This is a genomic window from Amycolatopsis pretoriensis (assembly GCF_900107925.1).
Classification (GTDB): domain Bacteria; phylum Actinomycetota; class Actinomycetes; order Mycobacteriales; family Pseudonocardiaceae; genus Amycolatopsis; species Amycolatopsis pretoriensis.
In genome coordinates, this window is sequence record NZ_FNUJ01000010.1 from 125725 (window position 1) to 151084 (window position 25360).

The following is a 25360-nucleotide window of genomic DNA, read 5'->3' on the forward strand; positions in this document are numbered from 1 at the left end:
TGTCGGCGGGGAGGTTTTCCGCATCGCCCGGTGCACCCACCTGACGCGGTACGTTACGAGCGATGAGCACGGCGTACCCACCCCTAAGAGCGGGCCCGAACCCCCTGAGCGAGCCCGGATTCCCGCCTCTGCCCTAAAGGTGGCTCGGCGGGGTTTCGGCGGGCGCGAGCTCGGGGGCCAGCGCGGCGCGCCCGGCGACGCCGAGCTTGCGGTACACACGGGTCAGGTGCTGCTCCACCGTGCTCACGGTGATGTACAGCGTTTCCGCGATCTTCCGGTTCGTGTGGCCGCCCGCCGCGAGCTCGGCGACCCGCAGCTCGGCCTCGCTCAGCGCGGAGGACGCCGCCGTCGAAGCCGGTTCCGGGCGCGCGGCCGCGGGCCGGGACGCGGTCGGCAGCGCCGCCGGCGGCCGGGCCGGCAGCGATCGACCGGCCGGCCTCGGCACGTGGACCGGCTTCACCAGGTTCGAGGAGCGTTCCGCGCGCTGGCCCAGCTGGTTGATCGTGCGCAGGGTCTTCGCCAGCTCCAGCCGGTCGCCGGCGTCCTTGAACGCCTCGGCCGCCCGGGTCAGCAGGCCGGCGCGCGCCTCGGCGTCGCCGGCCAGCGCCAGCACCCGCAGGGCGGACCCGCGCGAGTAGGCGTCGGTCGGTGCGGCGGCCGCGAGCTGCTGGCGGGCCAGTTCGATGGCCAGTGCCGGGTTGCCCAGCCGCAGGTTGGCCTCCGCGAGGTCCGTGCGCCACGGCACGATCGTCGGCAGCTCGAGGTTCCACTCGCGCAGGATCCGCCGGCACTGCTGGAAGTCGCTGACCGCGGCGAGACCCCGGTTGGTCGCCAGGTGGAAGTGGCCCCGCGCCCGCAGGTACCGGACGCCGCCCAGCGTCGTCATCGCCGCGTCCGGCAGCGGGCACCGCAGCACCGCGGCCGCCGCCTTGAACGCGCCCGCCGCGGTGTGCGCGCCCAGCAGCGTCGCCAGCGGGTAGCTGATCGCGACGCCCCAGTTCGGCGCGTCCAGCACTTCCAGGGCCTGCTGCGCCCGCTCCGCCGCGTGCGCCACGTCGCCCTGGCGCAGCACCAGGCTCGCCCCGATCGCGTCGAGCATCGCCTTCCAGGTCACCGCGCCGCGGTACTCGGCCTCTTCCCGCAGCGACGTGCACCAGCCCTCGGCGCGGTCGGCCTTGTTGTCGTGGGCCAGCGCGAGGATCGCGGTGGCCAGCGCCTCGAGCGAGGTGTCCGACAGCCGGCAGTTCTGCAGGATCCGTTCCGCGCACGCGGAAGTCACGTCGGAGCCGCCGGTGTGCCACACCGCGGCCAGCGAGTTCGCCGTGCGCAGCCAGGGATCGCTCGGTTCGGCCGAAGCCGCCGAGACGCCGTAGTGCCAGTGCCCGGCGAGGCTGAACTCGGCCGCGGTGCGCGGGTCGAGCGGCTCGATGTCGTCCCCGAGCGCCGCGAACGCGCCCTCGAAGGTGTCCCGCTCGCCGAACCACAGCGACTGCCGGACGAGCGCGATCCGGTCGGTCTGGTCCAGCGAGTCCCCGGCGTCGCGCAGCGACTGCACGTGCGGCGCGGCCGCGGCCGGGTTCACCCGCCAGGTGATCTTGGCGAGCAGCTGCGAGATCATCTGCTGCTCCCACCGCGCCGTCGACACCGACGCGGCGAGCTTCAGGCAGCGGGTGGCGAAGTCGATGTCGTCCGCCAGCATCACCTCTTCCGCCGCCGCCACCAGCACCGGCAGGGCCCACTCCGCGTCCGCTTCGCCCGCGGCCACGAGGTGCCGGGCGACGTCGGCGGCGGGCAACCCGCGCGTGTGCTTCACGTCGGCGGCCCGCGCGTGCAGCCGCACCTTCTCGGGCCCGCGCAGCCCGCACACCACGGCGGCGGCGGCCGGCGGCTGCCGGAACCGGACGCCCGCGATCAAGCCCGTGTCGGCGAGCCGGCCGGCGGACGCTTCGGCGTCGAGCGGGTCCACGCCGGCGACGAGGGCCACCGCGTCGGTGGTGACGTCGGTGTCGAGCACCGCGATCGCCGTCGCCACCTCGCGCAGCGGCGAGTCGTAGTGGTGCATGAGCCGTTGCACGGCCTCGGAGTACGCCGAGCCGGTGTCCTCGCTGCCGCGATGGGCGTCGACGAGCGCGTTGACCAGCAGCGGGTTCCCGCCGCTGAGCTCGTGGATCCGCTCGGGCAGCCCGTCGTGCTGCTCTTCCGCCACCAGCTCCGCGATGGCCCGCACGGAAAGCGGCGTCAGCTGGACGTGCTGGTGCGGCTGCGCCGCGAACGGCTGCCCGCCGCCGCCGTACCAGGAGTCGGCGTGGTTGAGCACCAGCAGCAGCTTCGCCGACCGCGTCCGGCGCTGCAGGCGCAGGAGGAGCCGGGCGGAGACCTCGTCCGCGTGGTGGAGGTCGTCGACGGCCACGAGCACCGAGCGCTCGCGGGCCAGCCGGTGCACCGCGCTGCACAGCGCGGCGATCCCGTCGTCGGTGCCGTCGGCGGCGAAGTCCTCGGTCAGCGTCCGCGGCAGCGCGGGGCTCGCCAGCAGCTGGTCGATCACGCCGCCCGCCACGTCCCGCTCGTCGGCGGCACCGGTCGCGGTGAGGGTGAGGATGCCCAGTTCCCGGGCACTCGCCACCACCTGGTTCTGCAGCTGCGTCTTGCCGCTGGCCGGTCCGCCGCCGATCAGGACGGCTTCCCCGGCACCGGCGTCGCAGCCGATCAACAAGGCCTCCAGGAACGCCAAAGCCTCCTGCGGGTCGTTTCGGCGGTTCTGCCCCCAGATCGCGCCCATGGCAAGCTCCTCGAAGAAGACGTCTCGCTTCCTGCCCCACGACGTTCGCAGCAGCTCCCTAAGTGCAGCCAACCGCGATCTAAAGTCACTCGAACTGGGGACTTGACTACGCACGGTCGCCGCGTGGTAGGGGTTGCCGGTCCCGCGCCGGGACCGGAGACTTCCTGAACTGTGACTGCCCTGAACGAGAAATCGAGCCGGTGGCTCCGGCGATTCCACGCGGCCGACGACGCCGCGGTGCGACTGGTGTGCCTGCCGCACGCAGGCGGGTCGGCGACGGCTTTCTTCCCGTTCTCGCGGGCGGCCGCCGAAGGCGGGCTGGACGCCGATGTCATCGCCGTGCAGTACCCGGGCCGGCAGGACCGGCGGGACGAGCCGTGCTTCGACGAGCTCGCCGCGATGGCCGACGTCATCGCCGACGACCTCGGGCCGTGGATCGACCGGCCGGTGGCCCTGTTCGGCCACAGCATGGGCGCGACGCTCGGGTACGAGGTCGCGTGCCGGCTGGAGGCCCGGGGCACCCGGCCGCTGGGCCTGTTCGCCTCCGCGTGCCCGGCGCCGTCCGTGCCGCGGGGCGAGTACGTCCACGAGCTCGGAGACGACGGTTTGATCACCGCTCTCAAGGAGATCAGCGGCACCGGCAGCGCCGACAGCGCCGTTTTCGGCGACGACGAGCTGCTGCGCATGGTGCTGCCCGCCATCCGCGGGGACTACACCGCCGTCGAGACGTACCGCCCCGAGCCCGGGCTCGCGCTGGACTGCCCGGTCCAGGTGCTGCTGGGCGCGGACGACCCCGTGGTCGACCTCGCCGAGGTCACCGCGTGGCGCGGCCACACGAGCGGCCACTGCGCCGTGCAGGTGCTGGAAGGCGGGCACTTCTACCTGAACGCCCAGCTCGACGACGTGCTGACGACCGTCGCCGCGCGCCTGCGCGACTGGCGGGTCGAGGCGCTCGCTTCGGCAACCCCTGATCTCGGGTGGCTAGTGGGGGAGTAAACCCCAGGCCGCCTTCAGGTGCCGCCCCCATGGTCCGCAGGGCCCGGGTCCGCGAAACTGGGTACAGCAAGGAAACAGACGCAGACCACCGCCCACGGAGGTAGCCATGATGGCCATTCGAACCGCTCCCGGCGTCACCCAGCGCATGCTCCCCGACGGCCACCTCGAGCTGATCTGCACCAGCACCAGCCGCCAGGTGGAGTGCGAACCGGTGGCCGCGGCCATGTGGATCGCCCTCAAGCAGCACAACGGCGACATCGACGGCGCCAGCGCCGTGCTCGCCGCGCTGTGGGAGACGGACGTCGAAGACCTCCGTTACGACATGATCGCCCTGGCCGGTTCCCTCTGCTCCCTCGGGCTTCTCACCGAGGTGTGAGCGCGGCCCCGGCTCGCCGGGGTCCTGCGGTCGGTGGCGGGTGGCCACCGGCCAGGTGTTCTCCGAGGTTCGACGAGACCGGTTTGGGCACACCCAGGCCGGACGTCGATTGCCGGAGACCGTCTCTCCCCACAACGCAACGCGAGTCCCCCACCGCGCCGTGGCCGGCGTCAGCGGGGGACTCGTGTGCTGGAACTCGCGTGGTCAAACCGGTTTGGTGTCCAGTTCCTCGTCCAGGAGCGCGAAGAGGTCCTCGGCGCTGGCGTTCTCGATGTCCGCCTGCTCCTCGGGAGCCGAGTACGACGCCAGCAGCGCGGTCAAGCGGCTGACCAGCTTCTCGCGTTCAGGCCCCTCCAGGACGTTGTCCCGCAACGCGGCCTCGAAAGCGGCCAGCTGGGAATCCACAATGGACGGCTGGTCGGCCAGGCCTTCGCCGAGGAACCCGGCCACGGCGCCCGCGGACGGGTAGTCGAAGATCAGGGTCGCCGGCAACCGCCTGCCGGACAGCTCGTCCAGGCGGTTCCGCAGCTCGATCGCCGTCAGGGAGTCGAAGCCGAGCTCGATGAACCCCTTGCGGGGGTCGATGGCGTCCGGGCGGTCGTGGCCGAGCACCACCGCGGCCGTGCCGCACACGAGGTCGAGCAGCGCCCGCTCCCGTTCCCCGGCCGGCAGGGCCACGATCCGGGCCCACGAGTCGTCGGCGACCGCGGCTCGCCGCCGCGTGCCGCCACGCACCAGGCCGCGCAGCATCGGCGGCACCTCGTGCCCGCCGGACCGGAGCCCGGCCACGTCGAGCCGGACCGGCACCAGCGCCGGCTGCGCGGTGCCGAACGTCGCGTCGAACAGCTCGAGCCCGTCGGTGAACGACAGCCCGGCCACGCCGGAGCGCGCCATCCGGACCAGGTCCGTCTCCCCGAGCGCGCCCGCCATGCCGCCGGACCACAGGCCCCACGACAGCGACACCGCCGGCAGCCCGAGCGAGACGCGGTGGTGGGCCAGCGCGTCGAGGAACACGTTCCCGGCCGAGTAGTTCGCCTGCCCGGCCGAACCGAACGTCCCGGCGACGGAGGAGAACAGCACGAACGCGGCCAGGTCGAGGTCCGCGGTCAGCTCGTGCAGGTGCCAGGCCGCGTCCAGCTTCGGCCGCAGCACCGCGTCCATCCGGTCCGGGGTCAGCGCGAGCAGCACGCCGTCGTCCAGGACGCCCGCCGTGTGCACGACCGCCGTCAGCGGGTGCCCGGCCGGGACACCGGCCACCAGCGCGGCCGCCGCGGTCCGGTCCGCGAGATCGCAGGCCACCAGCGAAACCGAAGCGCCCAGCTCCTCCAGTTCCGCCTTCAGCTCCGCCGCTCCCGGTGCCGCCTCGCCACGACGGCTGGTGAGCAGCAGGTGACGCACGTCGTGCGCGGTCACCAGGTGCCGCGCGAGCAACGCGCCCAGCGCCCCGGTGCCGCCGGTGACCAGCACGGTCCCGTCCGGGTTCAGCGACGGCGGCCGGCTCTCGGGGGCGAACTTCGCCAGCCGGTGCACCAGCACCGCCCCGTCCCGGACGGCGACCCCGGGCTCACCGGCGTGGATCGCCCCGAGCACCGTGGCCAGCGGCGGCTCAGCGCCGTCGACGTCGACCGCCGCGAACCGGTCCGGGTACTCCAGCTCGGCCGACCGGACGACGCCCCACAGCGCGGCGTGGGCGAGGTCGCCGACGCCCTCGTTGGGACGGGTCGCGATGGCGTGGGAGGCGACCACGACGAGCCGCGAACCGGCCAGCGCCGGTTCGTCGACCCACGTCCGCACCAGATCCAGCAACTCGTGGGTGGCTTCGCGTGCCACGGTGGGCGACGCCGTCTCGGGCGCGGCGAACGACACGAACGCCACGTCCGGGGCGGCCGTCCCGGCTCGCACCGCATCGATCAGGGCATTGATGTCCACATAGGACTCGCCACCGAGGCCGAAGGGGTCCGCACCGAGCACCGCGTGCGAAACGCCGGAAGCGGCGTCGCCGGTGTAGGGCTGCCATTCGACCCGGAACAGCGAGTCGCCGGCCGCCGGGCGGGTGACCGCGGCGAACGCGTCGTCGGCGATCGGCCGCAGCGCCAGCGATCCCACGGTGACGATCGGCGCCCCGGTGAGATCGGTGGCCGTGAGCGACACGGTGTTCTCGACGTCCGAGGAGAGCAGCACGCGCAAGTTCGACGCCCCACCGGCGTGCAGCGAAACCCCGCTCCACGCGAACGGCAACGCCGGCTTGTCCTCCGTCAGCCCGGCGAGGCCGATGGTGTGCAGCGCGGCGTCCAGCAGGGCCGGGTGCAACGCGAACGCGGAACCGTCGGTGTGCTCCGGCAGCGAGACTTCGGCGGCCAGGGTGTTCCCGTCGCGCCAGACCCGGCGCAGCCCGGCGAAGACCGGTCCGTAGTCGAAGCCCTGGGCGGCGAGGTCGTCGTAGCGGCCGGTCACGTCGATCTCGACCGCCCCGGGCGGAGGCCACTCGGCGGCGGCCACGGGCGCGTCCGCCGTCGGCGACAGCCGGCCGCTCGCGTGGTGCGTCCACTCCCCCGTGTCCGCGGCCCGCGAATAGATGCCGACCGCACGGGCACCCGACTCGTCCTCCGCGCCCACCGTCACCTGGACCGGGACGGCTCCGTGTTCGGGCAGGATCAGCGGGACCGCGAGCGTCAGCTCGTCGAGCTTCGCGCAGTTCACCTCGTCACCCGCCCGCACGGCCAGTTCGACGAACGCCGTGCCGGGGAACAACGGCACCCCCTGCACGACGTGGTCGCCGAGCCACGGCTGCGCACGCAGCGAAAGCTCCCCCGTGAGCACGACACCGCCGGTGTCGGCGGTCGCCACGACCGCGCCGAGCAGCGGGTGCCCGGCGTCGACCTGCCCGACCTCGGTGACCCCGCGGACGCGGGCGCCGGTCGGGTTCTCCAGCCAGTAACGCTTGCGCTGGAACGCGTACGTCGGCAGTTCGACCGGCGCACCACCGGCGTAGAACGCCGGGAAGTCCACAGTGGACCCTACGGTGAACAGCGAAGCCACGGCGGTGGCCGCCGACTCGCCTTCGGGCCGGTCCTTGCGCAGCACCGGGACGAACGTCGCCCGGTCGTCCGCGCCCAGGCACAGCTGGCCCATCGCGGTGAGCACGGCCGACGGGCCGACCTCGACGAACGTCGTGACCCCGGCGTCGAGCAGCGTGCGGATGCCGTCGGCGAACCGCACGGCGTCGCGCACCTGGCTCACCCAGTACTCCGGCGAGGTCAGGTCGGCGTCCGGCGAGACCGTCGACACGATCGGGATCGCCGGCTCGGAATAGGTCAGGTTCCGGGCGATGAAGGCGAAGTCGGCCAGCATCGGCTCCATGAGCGCCGAGTGGAACGCGTGCGACACCTTCAGCCGCGAAGTCTTCTCGAACTTCGACGCCACCGCGAGGACCGCGTCCTCGTCGCCGGACAGCACCACCGACGCCGGTCCGTTGACGGCGGCGATCGACACGCCGTCGGTCAGCAGCGGCAGGACGTCCGCTTCGGCCGCCGCGATGGCGACCATCGCCCCACCGGCGGGCAGGGCCTGCATCAGCCGTGCCCGGGCCGTCACGAGCGTGCACGCGTCTTCGAGCGAAAGGATTCCGGCGACGTGCGCCGCGGCCAGCTCGCCGATCGAGTGGCCCAGCAGGTAGTCCGGGGTGACGCCCCAGGACTCGAGCAGCCGGAACACCGCGACCTCGACGGCGAACAACGCCGGCTGCGTGTACCCGGTCTCCTCGGAGCCCAGGACGGTCCGCACCGGCACGTCGAGGTGCTTGTCCAGTTCGGCGGCGACGGTGTCGAAAGCCTCGGCGAACGCGGGGTACGCCGCCGCCAGCTCCAGGCCCATCCCCGCGCGTTGCGCGCCCTGGCCGGTGAACAGGAACGCCGTGCGCCCGGTCCCGGCCACGCCTTCGACGACCCCCGCCGCCGTGCGGCCGGCCGCGTACTCGGTCAGCGCGCGGATCGCGCCGGCCCGGTCGGGCGCCACGATCCCGGCGCGGTGCTCGGCCTGGGTCCGGGTGGTCGCCAGCGACAACCCGACGTCCACAGTGGACGCTTTACCGGCGGCGGAAGCGAGCTTGCCCGCCTGCGCCCGCAGGGCGTCCGGGTCGTTGGCGGACAGCAGCCAGGTCACCGGCCCGTCGTCCGAGGACAGGGTCACCGGGTCGCCCTGCTCGACGATCACGTGCGCGTTGGTCCCGCTGATGCCGAACGACGACACGCCCGCGCGGCGCGGCCGTCCGTTCTCCGGCCACGGCTTCGGCTCGCTGAGCAGCGAGACGGTGTCGGTCCATTCGACGTGCGGCGACGGCTCGTCGGCGTGCAGCGTGCGCGGGAGGACGCCGCGCCGAAGCGCCTCCACCATTTTGATGACGCCGCCGACGCCGGCCGCGGCCTGCGTGTGGCCGACGTTCGACTTGAACGACCCGACGTGCAGCGGCCGGTCGGCCGTGGCCACCTTGCCGTAGGTGGCGATCAGCGCCTGCGCCTCGATCGGGTCACCGAGCTTGGTACCGGTGCCGTGCGCCTCGACGGCGTCCACATCGGACAGTTTCAGCCCGGCGTCGGCCAGCGCCGCGCGGATCACCCGCTGCTGCGCGGGTCCGTTGGGGACGGTGATGCCGCTGGACGCGCCGTCGGAGTTGACCGCGCTGCCGCGCAGCACGGCCAGCACGTGGTGGCCGTTGCGACGTGCGTCGGAAAGCCGTTCCAGCAGGAGCATCCCGGCGCCTTCGGAGCAGCCGACGCCGTCGGCGCCGCTGCCGAACGCCTTGCACCGGCCGTCCGGGGAGAGGCCCTGCTGCTCGCTGAAGTAGACGAACATGTCCGGCGTCACCATCACGGTGACCCCGCCGGCCAGGGCCAGCGAGCACTCGCCGCGGCGCAGCGCCTGGGCCGCCCAGTGCAGGGCGACCAGCGACGACGAGCACGCCGTGTCGACCGACACCGACGGCCCTTCCAGCCCCAGGGTGTAGGAGATGCGGCCGGAGATGAGGCTGCCGTCGCTGCTGCCGGCGCCGTAGTCGTGGTACATCACGCCGGCGAAGACGCCGGTCTTGCTGCCCCGCAACGTCGACGGCACGATCCCGGCGCGTTCCACGGCCTCCCACGCGGTTTCCAGCACGACCCGCTGCTGCGGGTCGAGCGTGCGGGCCTCCCGCGGGGAGATGCCGAAGAACTCCGGCTCGAAATCGGCGGCGTCGTGGAGGAAGCCGCCTTCCTTCGAGTACGTCGTGCCGGGGCGGCCGGCCGGGTCGAAGATCGACCCGGTGTCCCAGCCGCGGTCCTCGGGGAACTCGCCGACGGCGTCGGTACCGCCGGCGACGAGGTCCCAGAGCTCCGAAGGCGTGGTGACGCCGCCGGGGTACCGGCAGCCCATCCCGATGATGGCGATCGGCTCGCTCATCGCCGCGGTGAGCTTCTGGTTGTCCGCCTTGAGCCGCTCGTTGTCCATCATGGACTGGCGCAGCGCGGCGACGATCTGCTCGGTGGACGGCTGGCTCACTGGGACTCCTCGGTTTCGGTGCCCGCCATCGCGGACTTGACCAGGTCGGCCAGGTCCATGCCGGCGATGGCGGCCACTTCGTCGGTTCCGTTGGCCTCGGCCACCTCTTCGACCGGCTCGCCGAGCTCGGGCAGCAGTTCGCCGAGCAGGAACCGGGTCAGCGGCAGCGGGCTCGGGTAGTCGAAGATCAGCGTCGCCGGCAGGCGCAGCCCGCAGGCCGCCCCGAGCCGGTTGCGCAGTTCGAGCGCGGCCAGCGAGTCGATGCCCAGGTCGGTGAAGCCCTTCTCGACGCCGACCGCCGAAGCGTCGTCGTAGCCGAGGACGGCCGCCGCGTGCTCGCAGACCAGCTGCAGCAGCGCGCTTTCCCGTTCGTCGGCCGACATCCCGGTCAGCTTGTCCGCGAAGCCCGTCTCGGGTGCCGCGGTCACCGGACCCGCCGCCGCGGCGGCCCGCCGCGGGCCGGCCGTGACCAGGCCCCGCAGGAGCGGTGCGATCCGGTCGGCCTCCCGCAGGTCGGCCAGCTTCACCGGCACCAGCGTGGCCTCGCCGGCCGCGAGGGCGGCGTCGAAGAGCGCGAGACCGTCGGTGACGGCCAGCTCCGCGACCCCGTACCGGGCGACGTGCGTCAGGTCGACGGCGTCACCACTGCCCTCCCACGGACCCCAGGCCAGCGACGTCGCCGGGAGGCCCAGCGCCGCGCGGTGCCCGGCGAGGGCGTCCAGGAAGACGTTGCCCGCCGCGTAGTTCGCCTGCCCGGCGGCGAGCAGCAGGCCACCCGCCGAGGAGTAGAGGACGAACGCCTTCAGGTCCAGCGACGCGGTCAGCTCGTGCAGGTGCCAGGCCGCGTCCACCTTGGGCCGCAGCACGTTCCCGACCTGCTCCGGGGTCAGCGCGGTCAGCACCGCGCTGTCCATCTGCCCGGCGGCGTGCACCACCGCGGTCAGGTCGGGCAGCGACCCGATCAGCGTGGCCAGCTCGTCCCGGTCGGTGACGTCGCAGGCCGCGACGGTCACCGAAGCACCCAGCTCCTCGACCAGCTCCCGCGCCCCCGGTGCGTCCAGGCCGCGGCGGCTGGTCAGGACCAGCTTCCGGGCGCCGCGTGCGACCAGGTGCCGGGCCAGGTGGCCGCCGAGCAGGCCGGCGCCACCGGTGATCAGCACCGTGCCGTCGGCGTCCCACTCGACCGGGTCGCCGACCGTGGTGACCTTCGCCAGCCGCGGCACGCGGACCTCGCCGACCCGGACGATCGCTTCCGGCTCGCCGGAGGCGACCACCGCGGGCAGGGCCCGCAGCGACTGCGGCACGTCGTCGACGTCGACCACCTGGACCCGGCCGGGGTTCTCCGCCTGCGCGGCCCGCACCAGGCCCCAGACCGGCGCCTGGGCGAGGTCCGGGTCGTCGGCCACGGCGCCCCGCGTGACGACCAGGAGCTTGCCGTCGGACGGACCGTCGAGCCAGCTCTGCAGCTGCTTCAGCGTCGCCTGGACGGTCGCGTGGACCCGGGTGGGCACGTCTCCGCCGGCGGAGGTCACCGGCAGGACCAGCACGTCGGCGGCCACCGGCTCGTCGTGCGTCGGGACGCCGAGGCCGAGGTCGTCGGTGCCGAGCACGGCCCAGCCCTCGAGGGACTTGACCAGCCGGACCCCGGCGGCGGGCTGCCAGTCGATGCGGTGCAGCGAGTCGGGCACCTTCGCGCCCAGCTGGCCCTCCGAAACCGGCCGCGTCACCAGCGACTCGATCCACGCGACCGGCGTGCCGGCCGCGTCGGCGAGGGCGAGCGAGGCGTCCTTGCCTTCCTTGCGGACCCGCACCCGCAGCGTCGTCGCTCCGGAAGCGTGCAGCGAGACCTGGTTCCAGGCGAACGGGATCGTCGTCTCGGTCAGCGCCTTCGGGCCGCCGACGAGGAAGTCCGTCGCACCCAGCGCCGAGTCGAGCAGACCCGGGTGCAGCCCGAAGTCCCGGGAATCGGTGCCGTCGGGCAGCGCCACCTCGGCGAACACCTCCCCGTCCCGCAGCCACACCGCGCGCAGGTTCCGGAACACGGGGCCGTAGCCGAAGCCGAGGCCGGCCAGGTCGTCGTAGAGCCCGGTGAGGTCGACGGCTTCGGCGCCCTCCGGCGGCCACGCCGTCAGGTCGAACTCCGCCGGCTGGGCCCCCGTGGCGAGCGTTCCGGCCGCGTGCTGCGTCCAGACGTCGTCCGTGCGGGAGTGCACCGACAGCTCGCGACGGCCGTCCGCACCGGGGGCGCCGACGACGACACGGAGGTCGACGCCGCCTTCCTCCGGCAGCAGCAGCGGGGCCTGCTGGGTCAGTTCCTCCAGGAGGTCGCAGCCGACCTGGTCGGCGGCGTGCAGAGCCAGCTCGACGTACGCCGTGCCGGGCAGCATCGTCCGGCCCAGCACCACGTGGTCGGCCAGCCAGGTCTGCTTGTCGACCGCGAGCCGGCCGGTCAGGACCGCGCCGCCGTCCGGCAGCTCCACCAGCGCGCCCAGCAGCGGGTGCGCGGCGGACTTGGCGCCGAGCGAGTCGACGTCACCCGCGGGCTTCGTCGCGTTGAGCCAGTACTCCTTGTTCTGGAACGCGTACGTCGGCAAGTCCACTGTGGACGCACCGCGGCCGGCGAACAGGGCCCGCCAGTCGATCTTGGCGCCCCGCGAGTAGACCGTGGCCAGCGCGGTGAACAGCGTCTGCACCTCGGCGCGGCCCCGGCGCAGCGCGGGCACGCCCACGACGCGGTCGGGCCGGTCGGCGACGGAGGTGTCGCACTCGCGGGCCATGCCGGTCAGGACCGCGTCCGGGCCGAGCTCGACGAACCGGGTGACGCCGGCCGAGAGCAGCGTGCCGACGCCGTCGGCGAAGCGCACGGCCTCGCGGACGTGGTTGACCCAGTACTCCGGCGAGCAGAGCTGCTCGGCGGTGGCGATCTTGCCGGTCACGTTGGAGACGACCGGGATGCCCGGGGCCGAGTACGTCAGCTTTTCCGCCACCACGGCGAAGTCGGCCAGCATCGGTTCCATCAGCGAGGAGTGGAAGGCGTGCGAGACGACCAGCTGCTTCACGCGCCGGCCGGCTTCCTTGAAGGCCGCCATGGCGGCCTTCACCGCGTCCTCGGGACCGGAGATGACCACCGAGCGCGGGCCGTTGACCGCGGCGACGTCCACCCCGGCCGGGAGCGCGGCGCGCACCTCGTCCTCGGTGGCCGCGATCGCCGCCATGGCACCGCCGGACGGCAGGGCCTGCATGAGCCGGCCGCGGGCGGCGACCAGGGCACACGCGTCGGCGAGCGAGAGCACCCCGGCGACGTGCGCCGCGGCCAGCTCACCGATCGAGTGCCCGGCGACGTAGTCCGGCGTGAGGCCCCACGACTCGACCAGGCGGTAGAGCGCGACCTCGATCGCGAACAGCGCGCACTGCGTGTACGCGGTCTGGTTCAGCAGCTCGCTGCCGTCCCAGATGACGTCCTTGAGCGGGACCTCGGTGTCGAACAGGCCGCAGGCCTCGTCGAACGCGCCGGCGAAGACCGGGAAGGCCTCGTACAGCTCGCGGCCCATGCCCGGCTGCTGCGCGCCCTGGCCGGTGAAGAGGAACGCGGTCAGGTCGGCGGCGCTGGTCGCGCCGGTGACCGTGCCCGCCGGGGTCCCGCCGCCGGCGAGCCCGTCGAGGGCCTTCAACGCGCCCTCCCGGTTCGCCGCCAGGACCACCGAGCGGTGGTCGAGCGCCGCCCGCCCGGTGGCGAGCGAGTAGCCGACGTCGGTGAGGTCCAGCTCCGGGTTCGACCGGATCCACGCGGCCATCCGGGCCGCCTGGTCGGCGAGCGCGGCGGCGGTGGTCCCGGCGATCGGCAGCGGCACCGATGCCAGCTCCGGCGCCGTCCGGCGCGGACGCTCCACAGTGGACGGAGGTGCCTCCTCGATGATGATGTGCGCGTTGGTGCCGCTGATGCCGAAGGACGAGACACCCGCGCGGCGCGGGCGGCCGTTCGGCAGCCACGGCCGGGCCTCGCTCAGCAGCTCGATGTCGCCGGTGGTCCAGTCGACGACCGGGGACGGCGCGTCGATGTGCAGCGACTTCGGCAGCATGTTGTGCCGCATGGCCTGGACGACCTTGATCACGCCCGCCGCGCCCCCGGAAGCCTGCGCGTGGCCGATGTTGGACTTCACCGAGCCCAGGTACAGCGGCCGCCCGTCCGGGCGGTCCTGGCCGTAGGTGGCCAGCAGCGCCTGCGCCTCGATCGGGTCACCCAGCTTGGTGCCCGAACCGTGCGCCTCGACGGCGTCGACCTCGGCCGGGGTGAGCCCGCCGGCCGCCAGGGCCGCGTGGATCACGCGTTCCTGCGACGGCCCGTTCGGGGCGGTGAGGCCGTTGGACGCGCCGTCCTGGTTGACGGCGCTGGAGCGGACCACCGCGAGGACCTCGTGCCCGTTGCGCTGGGCGTCGGAGAGCCGCTCCAGCAGGAGCAGGCCCGCGCCTTCGGCCCAGCCGACGCCGTCGGAGGCCGCGGAGAACGACTTCGACCGGCCGTTGGGCGAAAGCACGCCCTGGCGGCTGGAGTCGACGAACAGGTCCGGCTGCGAAAGCAGCGTGACACCGCCCGCGAGCGCCAGCCCGCACTCCCCCGCCCGCAGCGCCTGCACCGCGAGGTGCAGCGTGACCAGCGAAGACGAGCACGCGGTGTCGACCGTCATACACGGGCCCTCGAGGCCGAGCAGGTAGGAGATGCGGCCGGAGACGACCGCGCCCGAGCTGCCGTTGGGGATGTAGGCGGCGACGTCGAGGGGCGCGCCCGGGACGCGGCTGCCGTAGTCGTCGTACATGGCGCCGGTGAAGACGCCGGTCATGCTGCCGCGCAGCGCGGTCGGGTCGATGCCGGCCCGCTCGATGGCCTCCCACGCCGTCTCCAGCAGGAGCCGCTGCTGCGGGTCCATGGCCAGCGCCTCGCGCGGGCCGATGCCGAAGAACGCCGGGTCGAACAAGGTGCCTTCGTGGAGGAAGCCGCCTTCGCGGGCGTACGTCTTACCCCGCTTGCCACGCTCGGGGTCGTAGATGCTGTCGATGTTCCAACCGCGGTTGGTCGGGAACTCCGACACGGCGTCGACCTCGTCGACCAGCAGCTGCCAGAGGTCCTCCGGCGACCGGACGCCGCCGGGGTACCGGCAGGCCATGCCGACGATCGCGATCGGTTCCTGCATCGACGCGTTCGTCCGGGTCGTCGTGGCCGGGACCTTCGCGACGGCGCCGAGCAGCTTGCCCTTGACGAAGCCGGCCACCGCCTTGGCGGTCGGGTGGTCGAAGATCAGCGTCGCCGGCAGGGTCAGGCCGGTCGCGGTGCCGAGCAGGTTGCGCAGCTCGACCGCGGCGAGCGAGTCGAAGCCGAGCTCCTTGAACGCCCGGGCACCGTCCACTTCGGACTTGTCGGTGTAGCCGAGCACGGTGGCCACCTGCGTGCGGACGATGTCCAGCAGCACGCGGTCGCGCTCGTTGTCGGCCAGTGCGGCCAGCTCCGCGGCCAGCGCGTTGTCGGCCGCCTTCGCCGCCTTGGCGGTCCGGCGGGCCTTCGGCGGGACGAACCCGCGCAGCAACGCGGGCAGGTCGTCGGTGCGGGCCCGCAATGCCGCGACGTCGACCCGCAGCGGTGCGATGACGGCGTCGGCGGTCGAGGTCGCCGCGTCGAACAGCGCGAGCCCCTGCTCCGCGGTGACCGCGGGCAGGCCGAGCCGCGCCATCCGGGCGAGGTCCGCCTCGGCCAGCTCGCCGCCGAGGCCGGTGTTCTCGGCCCACAGCCCCCACGCGAGTGCCGTCGCCGGCTGGCCGGCGGCCTGGCGGTGCGCGGCGAGGCCGTCGAGGAACGCGTTGGCGGCGGCGTAGTTCGCCTGGCCCGCGGGCAGCACCTGGCCACCAGCGGAGGAGAACAGCACGAACGCGGCGAGGTCCCGGGTCAGTTCGTGCAAGTGCCAGGCGGCGTCCACCTTGGCCCGCAAGACCGAGTCGAGCCGGTCGGCGGTCAGCGAGTCGAAGACACCGCTGTCGGCCGTGCCCGCCGCGTGCACCACGGCGGTGAGGTTGTCGATCGTGCCGAGCACGCTCTCGACCTGGGCGCGCTCGGTGACGTCGCACGCGGCGACCCGCACCCGGGCCCCCAGGTCGGTGAGGTCCTCGACCAGCTGCCGGGCGCCCGGCGCGCCGAGCCCGCGGCGGCTGGTGAGCACCAGGTCGGTGACGCCGTGCTCGGCCACCAGGTAGCGGGCCAGCAGGCTGCCGAGCCCGCCGGTGCCGCCGGTGATGAGCACGGCTCCGGTGCCCCACGGGGACGCGTCGCCGGCCTCGGTCTTGGCGTAGCGCGGCACGAGGACCGCACCGGCGCGGATCGCGGCCTCCGGCTCCCCGGAGGCGACGACGGCCGCGATGGTCCCCGCCGGCGCGTCGGCGTCGGCGTCGACCACGAACACGCGGCCCGGGTGCTCGGCCTGCGCACCGCGCGCCAGGCCCCACAGCAGACCCTGCGTCACGTCCACAGTGGACTCATCGGCGGGCACCGCGTCCTGCGTCACGACGGCCAGCTTCGTGGCGGCGAACCGCGAGTCGGCCAGCCAGGCCTGCAGCTCGGCGAGCAGCCAGGCGGCGTTGGCCCGCGCGGTCTCCGGCACGTCGCCGGTGCGCTCGGGCACGCTCAGCGTGAGCAGGCCGGGCACCGGCTCGCCGCGGTCGACGGCGCCGACCAGGTCGGCGAAACCGGCGTAGGTGGCGGCCACCCCGACCCGGCCGCGGCCCACGGCCACGACCTCGGCGTCGGACTGCGGCGCGGGCACCGGCTGCCAGGCGATCTTCAGCAGCGAGCCGTCCACTTCGGACGATGCGGTCAGCTCGCGGCGGACCGGGCGGGAGACCAGCGAGTCGATGGTCGCGACCGGCCGGCCCTCGCTGTCGGCCACCTCGATGGCCGACACCTCGTCGCCGTTCAGCCGCTCGATCCGCACCCGCAGCACCGAAGCGCCGGCGGCGTGCAGCGTGACGCCGTTCCAGACGAAGGGCAGCAGCGTCGCGCCGCCCGGGTCGCCGAGGAGGTCGGCGTGCATCGCGATGTCGAGCAACGCCGGGTGCAGGCCGTACAGGTTCGCCGTCGCCGCCGCCGGTTCCGGCAGCGCGACCTCGGCGAACACCTCGGTGCCGCGCTTCCAGGCGGCCGTGAGGCCCTGGAAGGACGGGCCGTAGCCGTACCCGCGCTCTTCGAGCAGGTCGTAGGCGCCCTCGACCACGATGGGGGTCGCCCCGGCGGGCGGCCACTCGGTGAGCCCGGCGGGCTCGGGCCGCGGTGCCGCGGACAGCGTGCCGAGCGCGTGCTGGGTCCACTCGTCGCCGTCGGCCGGCCGCGAGAAGACGGTGATCGGGCGCCGGTCGCCGTCGGCGGGGCCGACGACGACCTGCAGCGCCACGGCGCCGTCCGGGGGAAGGACGAGCGGCGCCTGCAGCGTCAGCTCTTCGACCGTCGAGTGGCCGACCTGGTCGCCCGCCGCGATGGCGAGCTCGACGAACCCGGTGCCGGGCACCAGGATCGCGCCCTTGACGACGTGGTCGGCCACCCACGGCACCGACCCGGCCGACAGCCGGCCGGTGAGCACCGTGGTGTCCGAACCGGACAGCGGCACGACCGCGCCGAGCATCGGGTGCGGCAGCGGCTGCTGCCCGACCGCCGTCACGTCGCCGGACGGGGTCGCGTCGAGCCAGTAGCGCTTGTGCTGGAAGGCGTACGTCGGCAGGTCGAGCCGGATCGGGCCGTCGCCGAGCACCTTGCCCAGGCCGGCGGCACCACGGGCGTGCAGGCGCCCGAGCGCCGTCAGCGCGGTGCGGACCTCGTCGCGGTCGCGGCGGCCGAACGGGACGAACGCGGCGTCCGGGTCGATCTGCCGGCCGAGGGCGGTCAGCACGCTGTCCGGCCCCAGCTCGAGGAACGTCCGCACGCCGTCGGCGGCCAGCGCCGTCACGGCGTCGGCGAAGCGGACGGCTTCGCGGACGTGCGTGACCCAGTACTCGGGCGAGGTCAGGTCCGCGTCCGGCGAGACCGTGGAGACGACCGGGATCTTCGGCTGGTGGAACGTCAGCCCCGCGGCGATCTCGCGGAACTCGTCGAGCATCGGGGCCATCAGCGGCGAGTGGAACGCGTGGCTCACGCGCAGCCGGCGCGTCCGGACGTCGGTGGCGCGCTCGATGCGGGTCACGACGTCGGCGGCACCGGAGATGACGACCGACGCGGGGCCGTTGACGGCGGCGATGCTGACGTCGTCTTCGTACCCGCGGATCAGTTCCCGCGCGGCCTCTTCGGTGGTGGCGAGGGAGACCATCGCCCCCGGCGGCGTGCTCAGCGCGCCCATCAGGCGGCCGCGGGCCGCGACCAGCTTCGCCGCGTCCTCCAAAGAAAGCACCCCGGCGACGTGCGCTGCGGCCAGCTCGCCGATCGAGTGCCCGGCGAGCGCGTCGGGGACGATCCCCCACGACTCGGCGAGCCGGAACAGCGCGACCTCGATCGCGAACAGCGCGGTCTGCGTGTACTGCGTCTGGTCGAGCAGGCCGCGGTCGGCGAGCGCGGTCGTGCCGAAGACGACGTCGCGCAGCGGCACGTCGAGCAGCGGGTCGAGCGCGGCGCAGACGGCGTCGAAGGCGTCGGCGAAGACCGGGTAGGTCTCCGACAGCGCGGCCCCCATCCCGACCTGCTGCGCACCCTGCCCGGAGAACAGGAACGCGAGCTTGCCTTCGGTGACGGGCTCGCTGCCCTGCTCGCCGGTGGCCAGCGCGTCGAGGCCGGCGGCCAGCTCGGCCGCGGTCCCGGCGACGACCACCGCGCGGTGCTCCAGCGCGGCGCGGGTCGAGACGAGCGAACGGGCCAGCTCGGCGACGGGGATGTCCTCGTGGTCGGCGAGGTATTCGCGCAGGCGAGCGGCCTGGCCGCGCACGGCGGCCGGGGTGCGGCCGGAGAGGGCGACGGGGACGACCGCGTCGGGCTGCGGCTCGGCCGGTTGCTCGACGACGGCGTCGGCCGGGGCCTGCTCGATGATCACGTGGGCGTTGGTGCCGCTGATGCCGAACGACGAGACCGCGGCGCGGCGCGGGTGGCCGTTGGGCGACCAGTCCCGCCCCTCGGTCAGCAGGCGCACCGCGCCCGTGTCCCAATCGACCACAGTGGACGGACGGTCGACGTGCAGGGTCTGCGGCAGCTGCTCGTTGCGCAGCGCCATGACCATCTTGATGATGCCGGCAACGCCGGCCGCGGCCTGCGTGTGGCCGATGTTGGACTTGATCGAGCCCAGCCACAGGGGCTGGTCCTCGGCGCGGTCCTGGCCGTAGGTCGCGAGCAGCGCCTGCGCCTCGATCGGGTCGCCCAGCGTGGTGCCGGTGCCGTGCCCCTCCACAGCGTCCACTTCGGACGGCTGAAGACCCGCGTCGGCCAGGGCCTTCGCGATCACGCGCTGCTGCGACGGGCCGTTCGGGGCGGTGAGGCCGTTGGACGCGCCGTCGTGGTTGACCGCGGAGCCCTTGACGAGCCCGAGCACCGGGTGCCCGTTGCGCTGGGCGTCCGAGAGCCGCTCGACGAGCAGCATGCCCGCGCCCTCACCCCAGCCGGTGCCGTCGGCCGCGTCGGCGAACGAGCGGCAGCGGCCGTCGGCGGACAGGCCGCGCTGGCGGCTGAAGTCGACGAAGGTGTCCGGAGTGGACATCACGGTGACACCGCCGGCCAGGGCGAGCGTGCACTCGCCGCGGCGCAGGGCCTGGACCGCCCAGTGCAGGGCGACCAGCGAGGACGAGCACGCCGTGTCGACGGTGACCGTCGGGCCCTCCAGGCCGAGCGCGTAGGACACGCGGCCGGAGACGACGCTGGCGAGGCTGCCGTTGCCGAGGTAGCCCGCGATGTCGTCGGACACCGTGCCGAGGCGGGTGCCCCAGTCGTGGTACATGACGCCGGCGAACACGCCGGTCGCGCTGCCGCGCAGCGAAACCGGGTCGATGCCGGCCCGCTCGAACGCCTCCCAGGACACTTCCAGCAGCAGCCGCTGCTGCGGGTCCATCGCGGCCGCCTCGCGCGGGCTGATCTCGAAGAAGTCGGCGTCGAACTCGGCGGCGTCGTGCAGGAACGCGCCGTGCTTGACGTAGGAGTGGCCGGGCTTGCCCGGCTCGGGGTCGTAGAGCGCGTCGACGTTCCAGCCGCGGTCGGCCGGGAACGGCGTGAGCGCCTCTTCCCCGCCGGCGACGAGCCGCCACAGGTCCTCCGGCGTCGCGACGCCGCCGGGGTAGCGGCAGGCGATGCCGACGATGGCGATCGGCTCCTCCGGGTCGGCCGTGGTCACCGGCGCGATCGGCTTGACCGGGGCCAGGCCGCCCAGGCGCGTGACGAGGTACTCGGCCAGCGCGCGCGGGGTCGGGTGGTCGAAGACGAGCGTGGCGGGCAGCCGCATGCCGGTGACGGAGTCGAGGATGTTGCGCAGCTCGACCGCGGCGAGGGAGTCGAACCCGATCTCGCCGAACGGGCGGGCCGGGCTGATCGCGCCCGGGCCGTCGTGGCCGAGCACGGCCGCGACGTGCGTGCGGACCAGGTCGAGCACCGCGCGGTCGCGGTCGGCCTCCGACAGCGAGGCGAACCGCTCGGCGAACTGCCGCTCCGGCGTGAGCTCCCCCGCGACCGCCGCGATGCGCCGCCGGTTCGCGGGGGCGAGACCGCGCAGGAGCGCCGGGACGTCCTCCCGGACGCCGAGCGCGGCGCGGTCGACGCGGGTCGGGACGACGGCCGGGGCACCGGTGCCGACGGCGGCGTCGAGCGCCGCGAGGCTTTCGGCCGCGGTCAGCGGGGCGAGCCCCAGCCGGCCGATCCGGCCCAGGTCCTTTTCGGACAGTCCGGCGCTCATGCCGAGCGCGTCGCCGCCGTCGGTCCACAGGCCCCAGGCCAGCGACGTCGCGGGCAGGCCCTGCTCGCGGCGGTGCTCGGCGAGGGCGTCGAGGAAGGTGTTGCCGGCCGCGTAGTTGGCCTGGCCCGCGCCGTCGACCAGCCCGGCCGAGGACGAGAACAGGACGAACGCGGTCAGGTCCGACGTCAGCTCGTGCAGGGCCCAGGCGGCGTCGACCTTCGGCGCGAGGACGGTGTCGAGGCGCTCTTCGGTGAGCGAACCGATCAGGGCGTCGTCGAGGACACCGGCGGTGTGGACGACGGCGGTCAGCGGCTGCTCGATCTTCTTCAGCGCGGCCGAAAGCGACCGCTTCTTGGTGACGTCGGCGGCGATGACCTGCACCGTCGCGCTCGCCTCCAGTTCGGCGACCAGTTCGGCCGCGCCCGGGGCGTCGCCGCCGCGGCGGCTGAGCAGCACCAGGTGCCGGACGCCGTGGGTGGTGACGAGGTGGCGCGCGACCTGCGCGCCGAGGCCACCGGTACCGCCGGTGACGAGCACCGCGCCTTCGGGCTGCCACGCCGGGGCGTCGGTGGCCAGGCGGACGAGCCGCGGGGCCAGCACGCGGTCGCCGTCGACGCGCAGCTCCGGCTCGCCGGACGCGAGCGCGGTGGCCAGCGTCGCGGCGGTGGTCTCGCCCTCGACCAGGACGATCCGGCCCGGCTGCTCGGCCTGCGCCGAGCGCACCAGCCCGCGCACGACCGAGTCGGCCAGCGTGCCGCGTGTCTGCAGCACGAGCTTGGCCGGGGTGGCCTCGGCGAGGAACGACTGGAGGAGCTCCAGGACGCGGTGAGCGGTCTGGCGGGCGGCGGCGGGAATCCCGCCGCGTTCGCCCGGCACGCTCACCAGCCGCACCTCACCGGGATCCGCGTCGGAAGCCGCGACCGGCGTCCATTCGACGGTGTGCAGCAGGTCCTGGGCCCGCGGGCCCAGGTCGGCGCCGCTGACCGGGCGGGAGCGGAACGACTCCACCGACAGCACGGGCGCACCCGCCGCGTCGGCGATCTCCAGGGAGACCCCGCCGGTGGCGGGCGAGGTGATCCGCACGCGCACCTCGGCCGCGCCGGAGGCGTGCATCCGCACGCCGGTCCACGCGAACGGCAGGCGGATCTCGCCGGCTTCGCGGGCCTCGCCCGGGGCGAAGTCGGTGGCGTGCAGGACGGCGTCGAGCAGTGCCGGGTGGATGCCGAAGTCCCCGTCCCGTTCGGGCAGCACGACCTCGGCGTACACGACGTCATCGCGCTTCCACGCCGTGCGCAGGCCCCGGAACAGCGGGCCGTAGCCGTAGCCCTGCGCGGCCAGTTCGTCGTACAGCTCGCTCGTGGCGACGACCTCGGCGCCGGACGGCGGCCACTCGGTCAGCGGCCGGGGCTCGCCGGCCGCGGCCTCGGCCAGCACGCCGGTGGCGTGCCGGGTCCAGGCGACGTCCTGCTCGGCGCGCGAGTAGAACTCGATGGTGCGGCGGCCGTCCTCGACCGGGCCGACCACGGCCTGCACCTCGACCCCACGTCCCTCCGGAACGGCCAGGGGTGCCTGCAGGGTCAGCTCGTCGACGACGTCGCAGCCCGCGCGCCCGGCGGCGTGCAGGGCCATCTCGACGAAAGCGGTGCCGGGCAGCAGGGCGGTGCCGGCGATGGTGTGGTCCGCCAGCCACGGGTGCGAGCGCAGCCCGATCCGGCCGGTCAGGACCAGGCCGTCGTGGTCGGCCAGGCCGATCTCGGCGGCCAGCAGCGGGTGGCCGGAGGCGAGCTGGCCGAAGTCGGCCGCGTCGCCGCGACCGGGTGCGGTGAGCCAGAAGTGCTTGCGCTGGAAGGCGTACGTCGGCAGGTCGACGACGTTCGCCGGGCCGAAGAACGCGGGCCAGTCGATCGCCACGCCGCGAGTGTGCAGCCGGCCGAGCGCGCCGGCCAGGGTCGTGACCTCGGCGTGGTCGCGGCGCTGCGCGGGCACGAACGCGATGTCCGAGCCGTGCGGGCCGGTGGCGGCCAGGGCCGCGAGGACGGCGTCCGGGCCGACCTCGATGGCGGTGGTGACGCCGGCCGCGGCGAGCGCGGCGACGCCATCGGCGAACCGCACGGCGCGGCGCACGTGGTAGAGCCAGTAGCCGGGCGAGGTCAGCTCTTCGGGGGTGGCCTGGCGGCCGGTGACGTTCGAGATGACCGGGATCTTCGGCGCCGAGAACTCGACGACCTCCAAGACCTCGCGGAACTCGGCGAGCATCGGCTCCATCAGCGGCGAGTGGAACGCGTGCGACACGCGCAGTTCGCTCGTCTTGCGGCCCTGCTCGCGGAACACCGCGGCGACGGCCTCGACCTCGCCGCGCTCGCCGGACACGACGACCGACGCGGGCCCGTTTATCGCGGCGATGCTGACGCCGTCGGTGAGCAGCGGGCCGACCTCGTCCTCGGTCGCGGCGATCGCCACCATGCCACCACCCTCGGGCAGCGCCTGCATGAGACGGCCGCGCGCGGCGACGACGAGACAGGCGTCTTCCAGCGACCAGACGCCGGCGATGTGCGCGGCGGCCAGCTCGCCGATCGAGTGCCCGAGCAGGACGTCCGGCTTGACGCCCCACGACTCCAGCAGCCGGGCGAGCGCGACCTCGACGGCGAACAGCGTGCACTGCGCGTACTGGGTGCCGTTCAGCTCTTCGGCGTCGTCGCCGAAGAGGACGTCCCGCAGCGGGCGGTCCATCTGCACGTCGAGGTGGTCGATGGCCTCGTCGAAGACCTCGGCGAAGACCGGGTACGCCAGGTACAGCTCGCGACCCATGGCGAGCCGCTGTGAACCCTGGCCGGTGAACAGCATCGCGAGCTTGCCCGGCGTGCGTTCGCCGGCGACGACCGCGCTGTCCGGCTCCCCCGCCGCGAGCGCGCGCAGGCCGCGAACGGCGTCCTCAGTGGACTCTGCGACGACGACCGCGCGGTGGTCGTGCGCGGCGCGCGTGCCGGCCAGGGAGAAACCGACCTCGGTCAGGTCGGCGACCTCCACAGTGGACACGAGCTTGTCAGCCTGCGCCCGCAGGGCTTCCGCACTTCGGGCCGAGAGCACGAGCGGGACGACCGGCACCGGTTCGGTGGTGCCGTCGACGTCCGCTGTCGCGGGTGCCTGCTCGATGATGACGTGGGCGTTGGTGCCGCTGACGCCGAACGACGAGACACCGGCGCGGCGGGGGCGCTCGACCTCCGGCCACTCGCGGGCCTCGGTGAGCAGCTCGACCGCACCCGCGGTCCAGTCGACGTGCGGAGTCGGCGCGTCGACGTGCAGGGTCTTGGGCAGCCGGCCGCGGCGGATCGCTTCGACCATTTTGATCACGCCGGCCACGCCGGCCGCGGCCTGGGTGTGGCCGATGTTGGACTTGATCGAGCCGAGCAGCAGCGGCGTCTCGCGGCCCTGGCCGTAGGCGGCGAGCAGCGCCTGGGCCTCGATCGGGTCGCCGAGCCGGGTACCGGTGCCGTGCGCCTCGACGGCGTCCACTTCGGACGCTTCCAGCCGGGCGTCGGCGAGCGCGCGGTGGATCACGCGCTGCTGCGACGGTCCGTTGGGGGCGGTGAGGCCGTTCGACGCGCCGTCGGAGTTGATGGCGGTTCCGCGGACGACGGCGAGCACCGTGTGCCCGTTCGCGACCGCGTCGGAGAGTCGTTCCAGGACCAGGACGCCGACACCCTCGGCGAAGCCGGTGCCGTCGGCACCCGCGGCGAACGCCTTGCAGCGGCCGTCTTCGGCGAGGCCGCGCTGGCGGCTGAACGCGGTGAAGGTGCCGGGGCCGCCCATGACGGCGACGCCGCCGGCGAGCGCGAGCTGCGTCTCACCGCGGCGCAGGGCCTGCACGGCGAGGTGGAGCGCGACCAGCGAACCGGAGCACGCGGTGTCGACGGTCAGCGTCGGGCCCTCGAGGCCGAGCGCGTAGGCGACGCGGCCGGAGACGACGCTGGGCGCGTTGCCGGTGAGCATGTACCCGTCGAGGCCGTCCGGGGCCTCGTGCAGGCGCGGGCCGTACTCCTGGGCCTCGGCGCCGATGAAGACGCCGGCGGGCGTGCCGCGCAGCGTCGTCGGGTCGATCTTGGCGCGCTCCAGTGCTTCCCACGCCGTCTCGAGGACGAGCCGCTGCTGCGGGTCCATCGCGGACGCCTCGCGCGGGGCGATGCCGAAGAAGCCCGCGTCGAACTCGCCGGCGTCGGGCAGGAACCCGCCGGAAGTGACGTAGCTGCTGCCCGGGCGGTCGGGGTCCGGGTCGTAGAGGCCGTCGAGGTCCCAGCCGCGGTCGGTCGGGAACCCGGTGATGGTGTGCACCTCGTCGGCCACGAGCCGCCAGAGGTCCTCGGGCGACGCCGTCCCGCCCGGGTAGCGGCAGCCGATGCCGACGATCGCGACCGGCTCGTCCGGGTCACCGGACAAGGCAGGTCCACTGTGGACGATCTCGGCTCCGAACACCGCCGCGTGCAGGAAGCGCGCGACGGCGACCGGGGTCGGGTGGTCGAAGGCCAGGGTGACCGGCAGGTCGAGCCCGGTGGCCTCGGTGAGCCGCGCGTGCAGCTCCACCGCCGCCAGCGAGTCGAACCCGTGGTCGGAGAACGCCTTCTCCGGGTCGAGCACCGCCGGCACGTCCGGGCGCGCCGCCAGCAGCGCACCCCGGGTCGCGTCGTGGACGACGTCGGCCAGGAATGCCGCGCGGTCACCGGCGGGCAGTTCGGTCAGCCGCTCCGCGAACCCGGACGCTCGATTCGATTCGGTCTCAAACTCACGCATTCC

Annotated in this window: 5 protein-coding genes; 2 read left to right on the plus strand and 3 right to left on the minus strand. The window is 74.2% G+C overall.

Translation table 11 applies throughout. From position 1 onward, the window contains the following. Positions 1-133: 133 nt before the first annotated feature. A complete protein-coding gene (locus BLV96_RS38055) occupies positions 134-2779 on the minus strand; it encodes a helix-turn-helix transcriptional regulator (protein WP_086682704.1) in 2646 nt (881 codons plus the stop codon). 171 nt (positions 2780-2950) lie between these two features. Here BLV96_RS38055 and BLV96_RS38060 point away from each other — a divergent pair, with 171 nt between their 5' ends. Both BLV96_RS38060 and BLV96_RS38065 read left to right on the plus strand, forming a co-directional pair. After that, positions 2951-3775 carry a thioesterase II family protein gene (locus BLV96_RS38060; protein WP_167379874.1) on the plus strand — a complete coding sequence of 275 codons (825 nt, stop codon included), beginning with the start codon at positions 2951-2953 and terminating at the stop codon, positions 3773-3775. A 106-nt stretch (positions 3776-3881) separates the two neighbouring features. After that, positions 3882-4151, plus strand: a complete 270-nt coding sequence (locus BLV96_RS38065) for a hypothetical protein (RefSeq protein ID WP_086682707.1) — start codon at positions 3882-3884, stop codon at positions 4149-4151. 204 nt (positions 4152-4355) lie between these two features. On the opposite strand, the gene BLV96_RS38070 is transcribed toward BLV96_RS38065, so the two are convergent. Then, entirely contained in the window at positions 4356-9683 is a 5328-nt protein-coding gene (locus BLV96_RS38070; RefSeq protein ID WP_167379875.1) for a type I polyketide synthase, read from the minus strand. Beyond that, positions 9680-25357, minus strand: a complete 15678-nt coding sequence (locus BLV96_RS38075) for a type I polyketide synthase (protein WP_167379876.1) — start codon at positions 25355-25357, stop codon at positions 9680-9682. Before BLV96_RS38075 ends, BLV96_RS38070 begins: the two co-directional genes overlap by 4 nt. Positions 25358-25360: the final 3 nt, after the last annotated feature.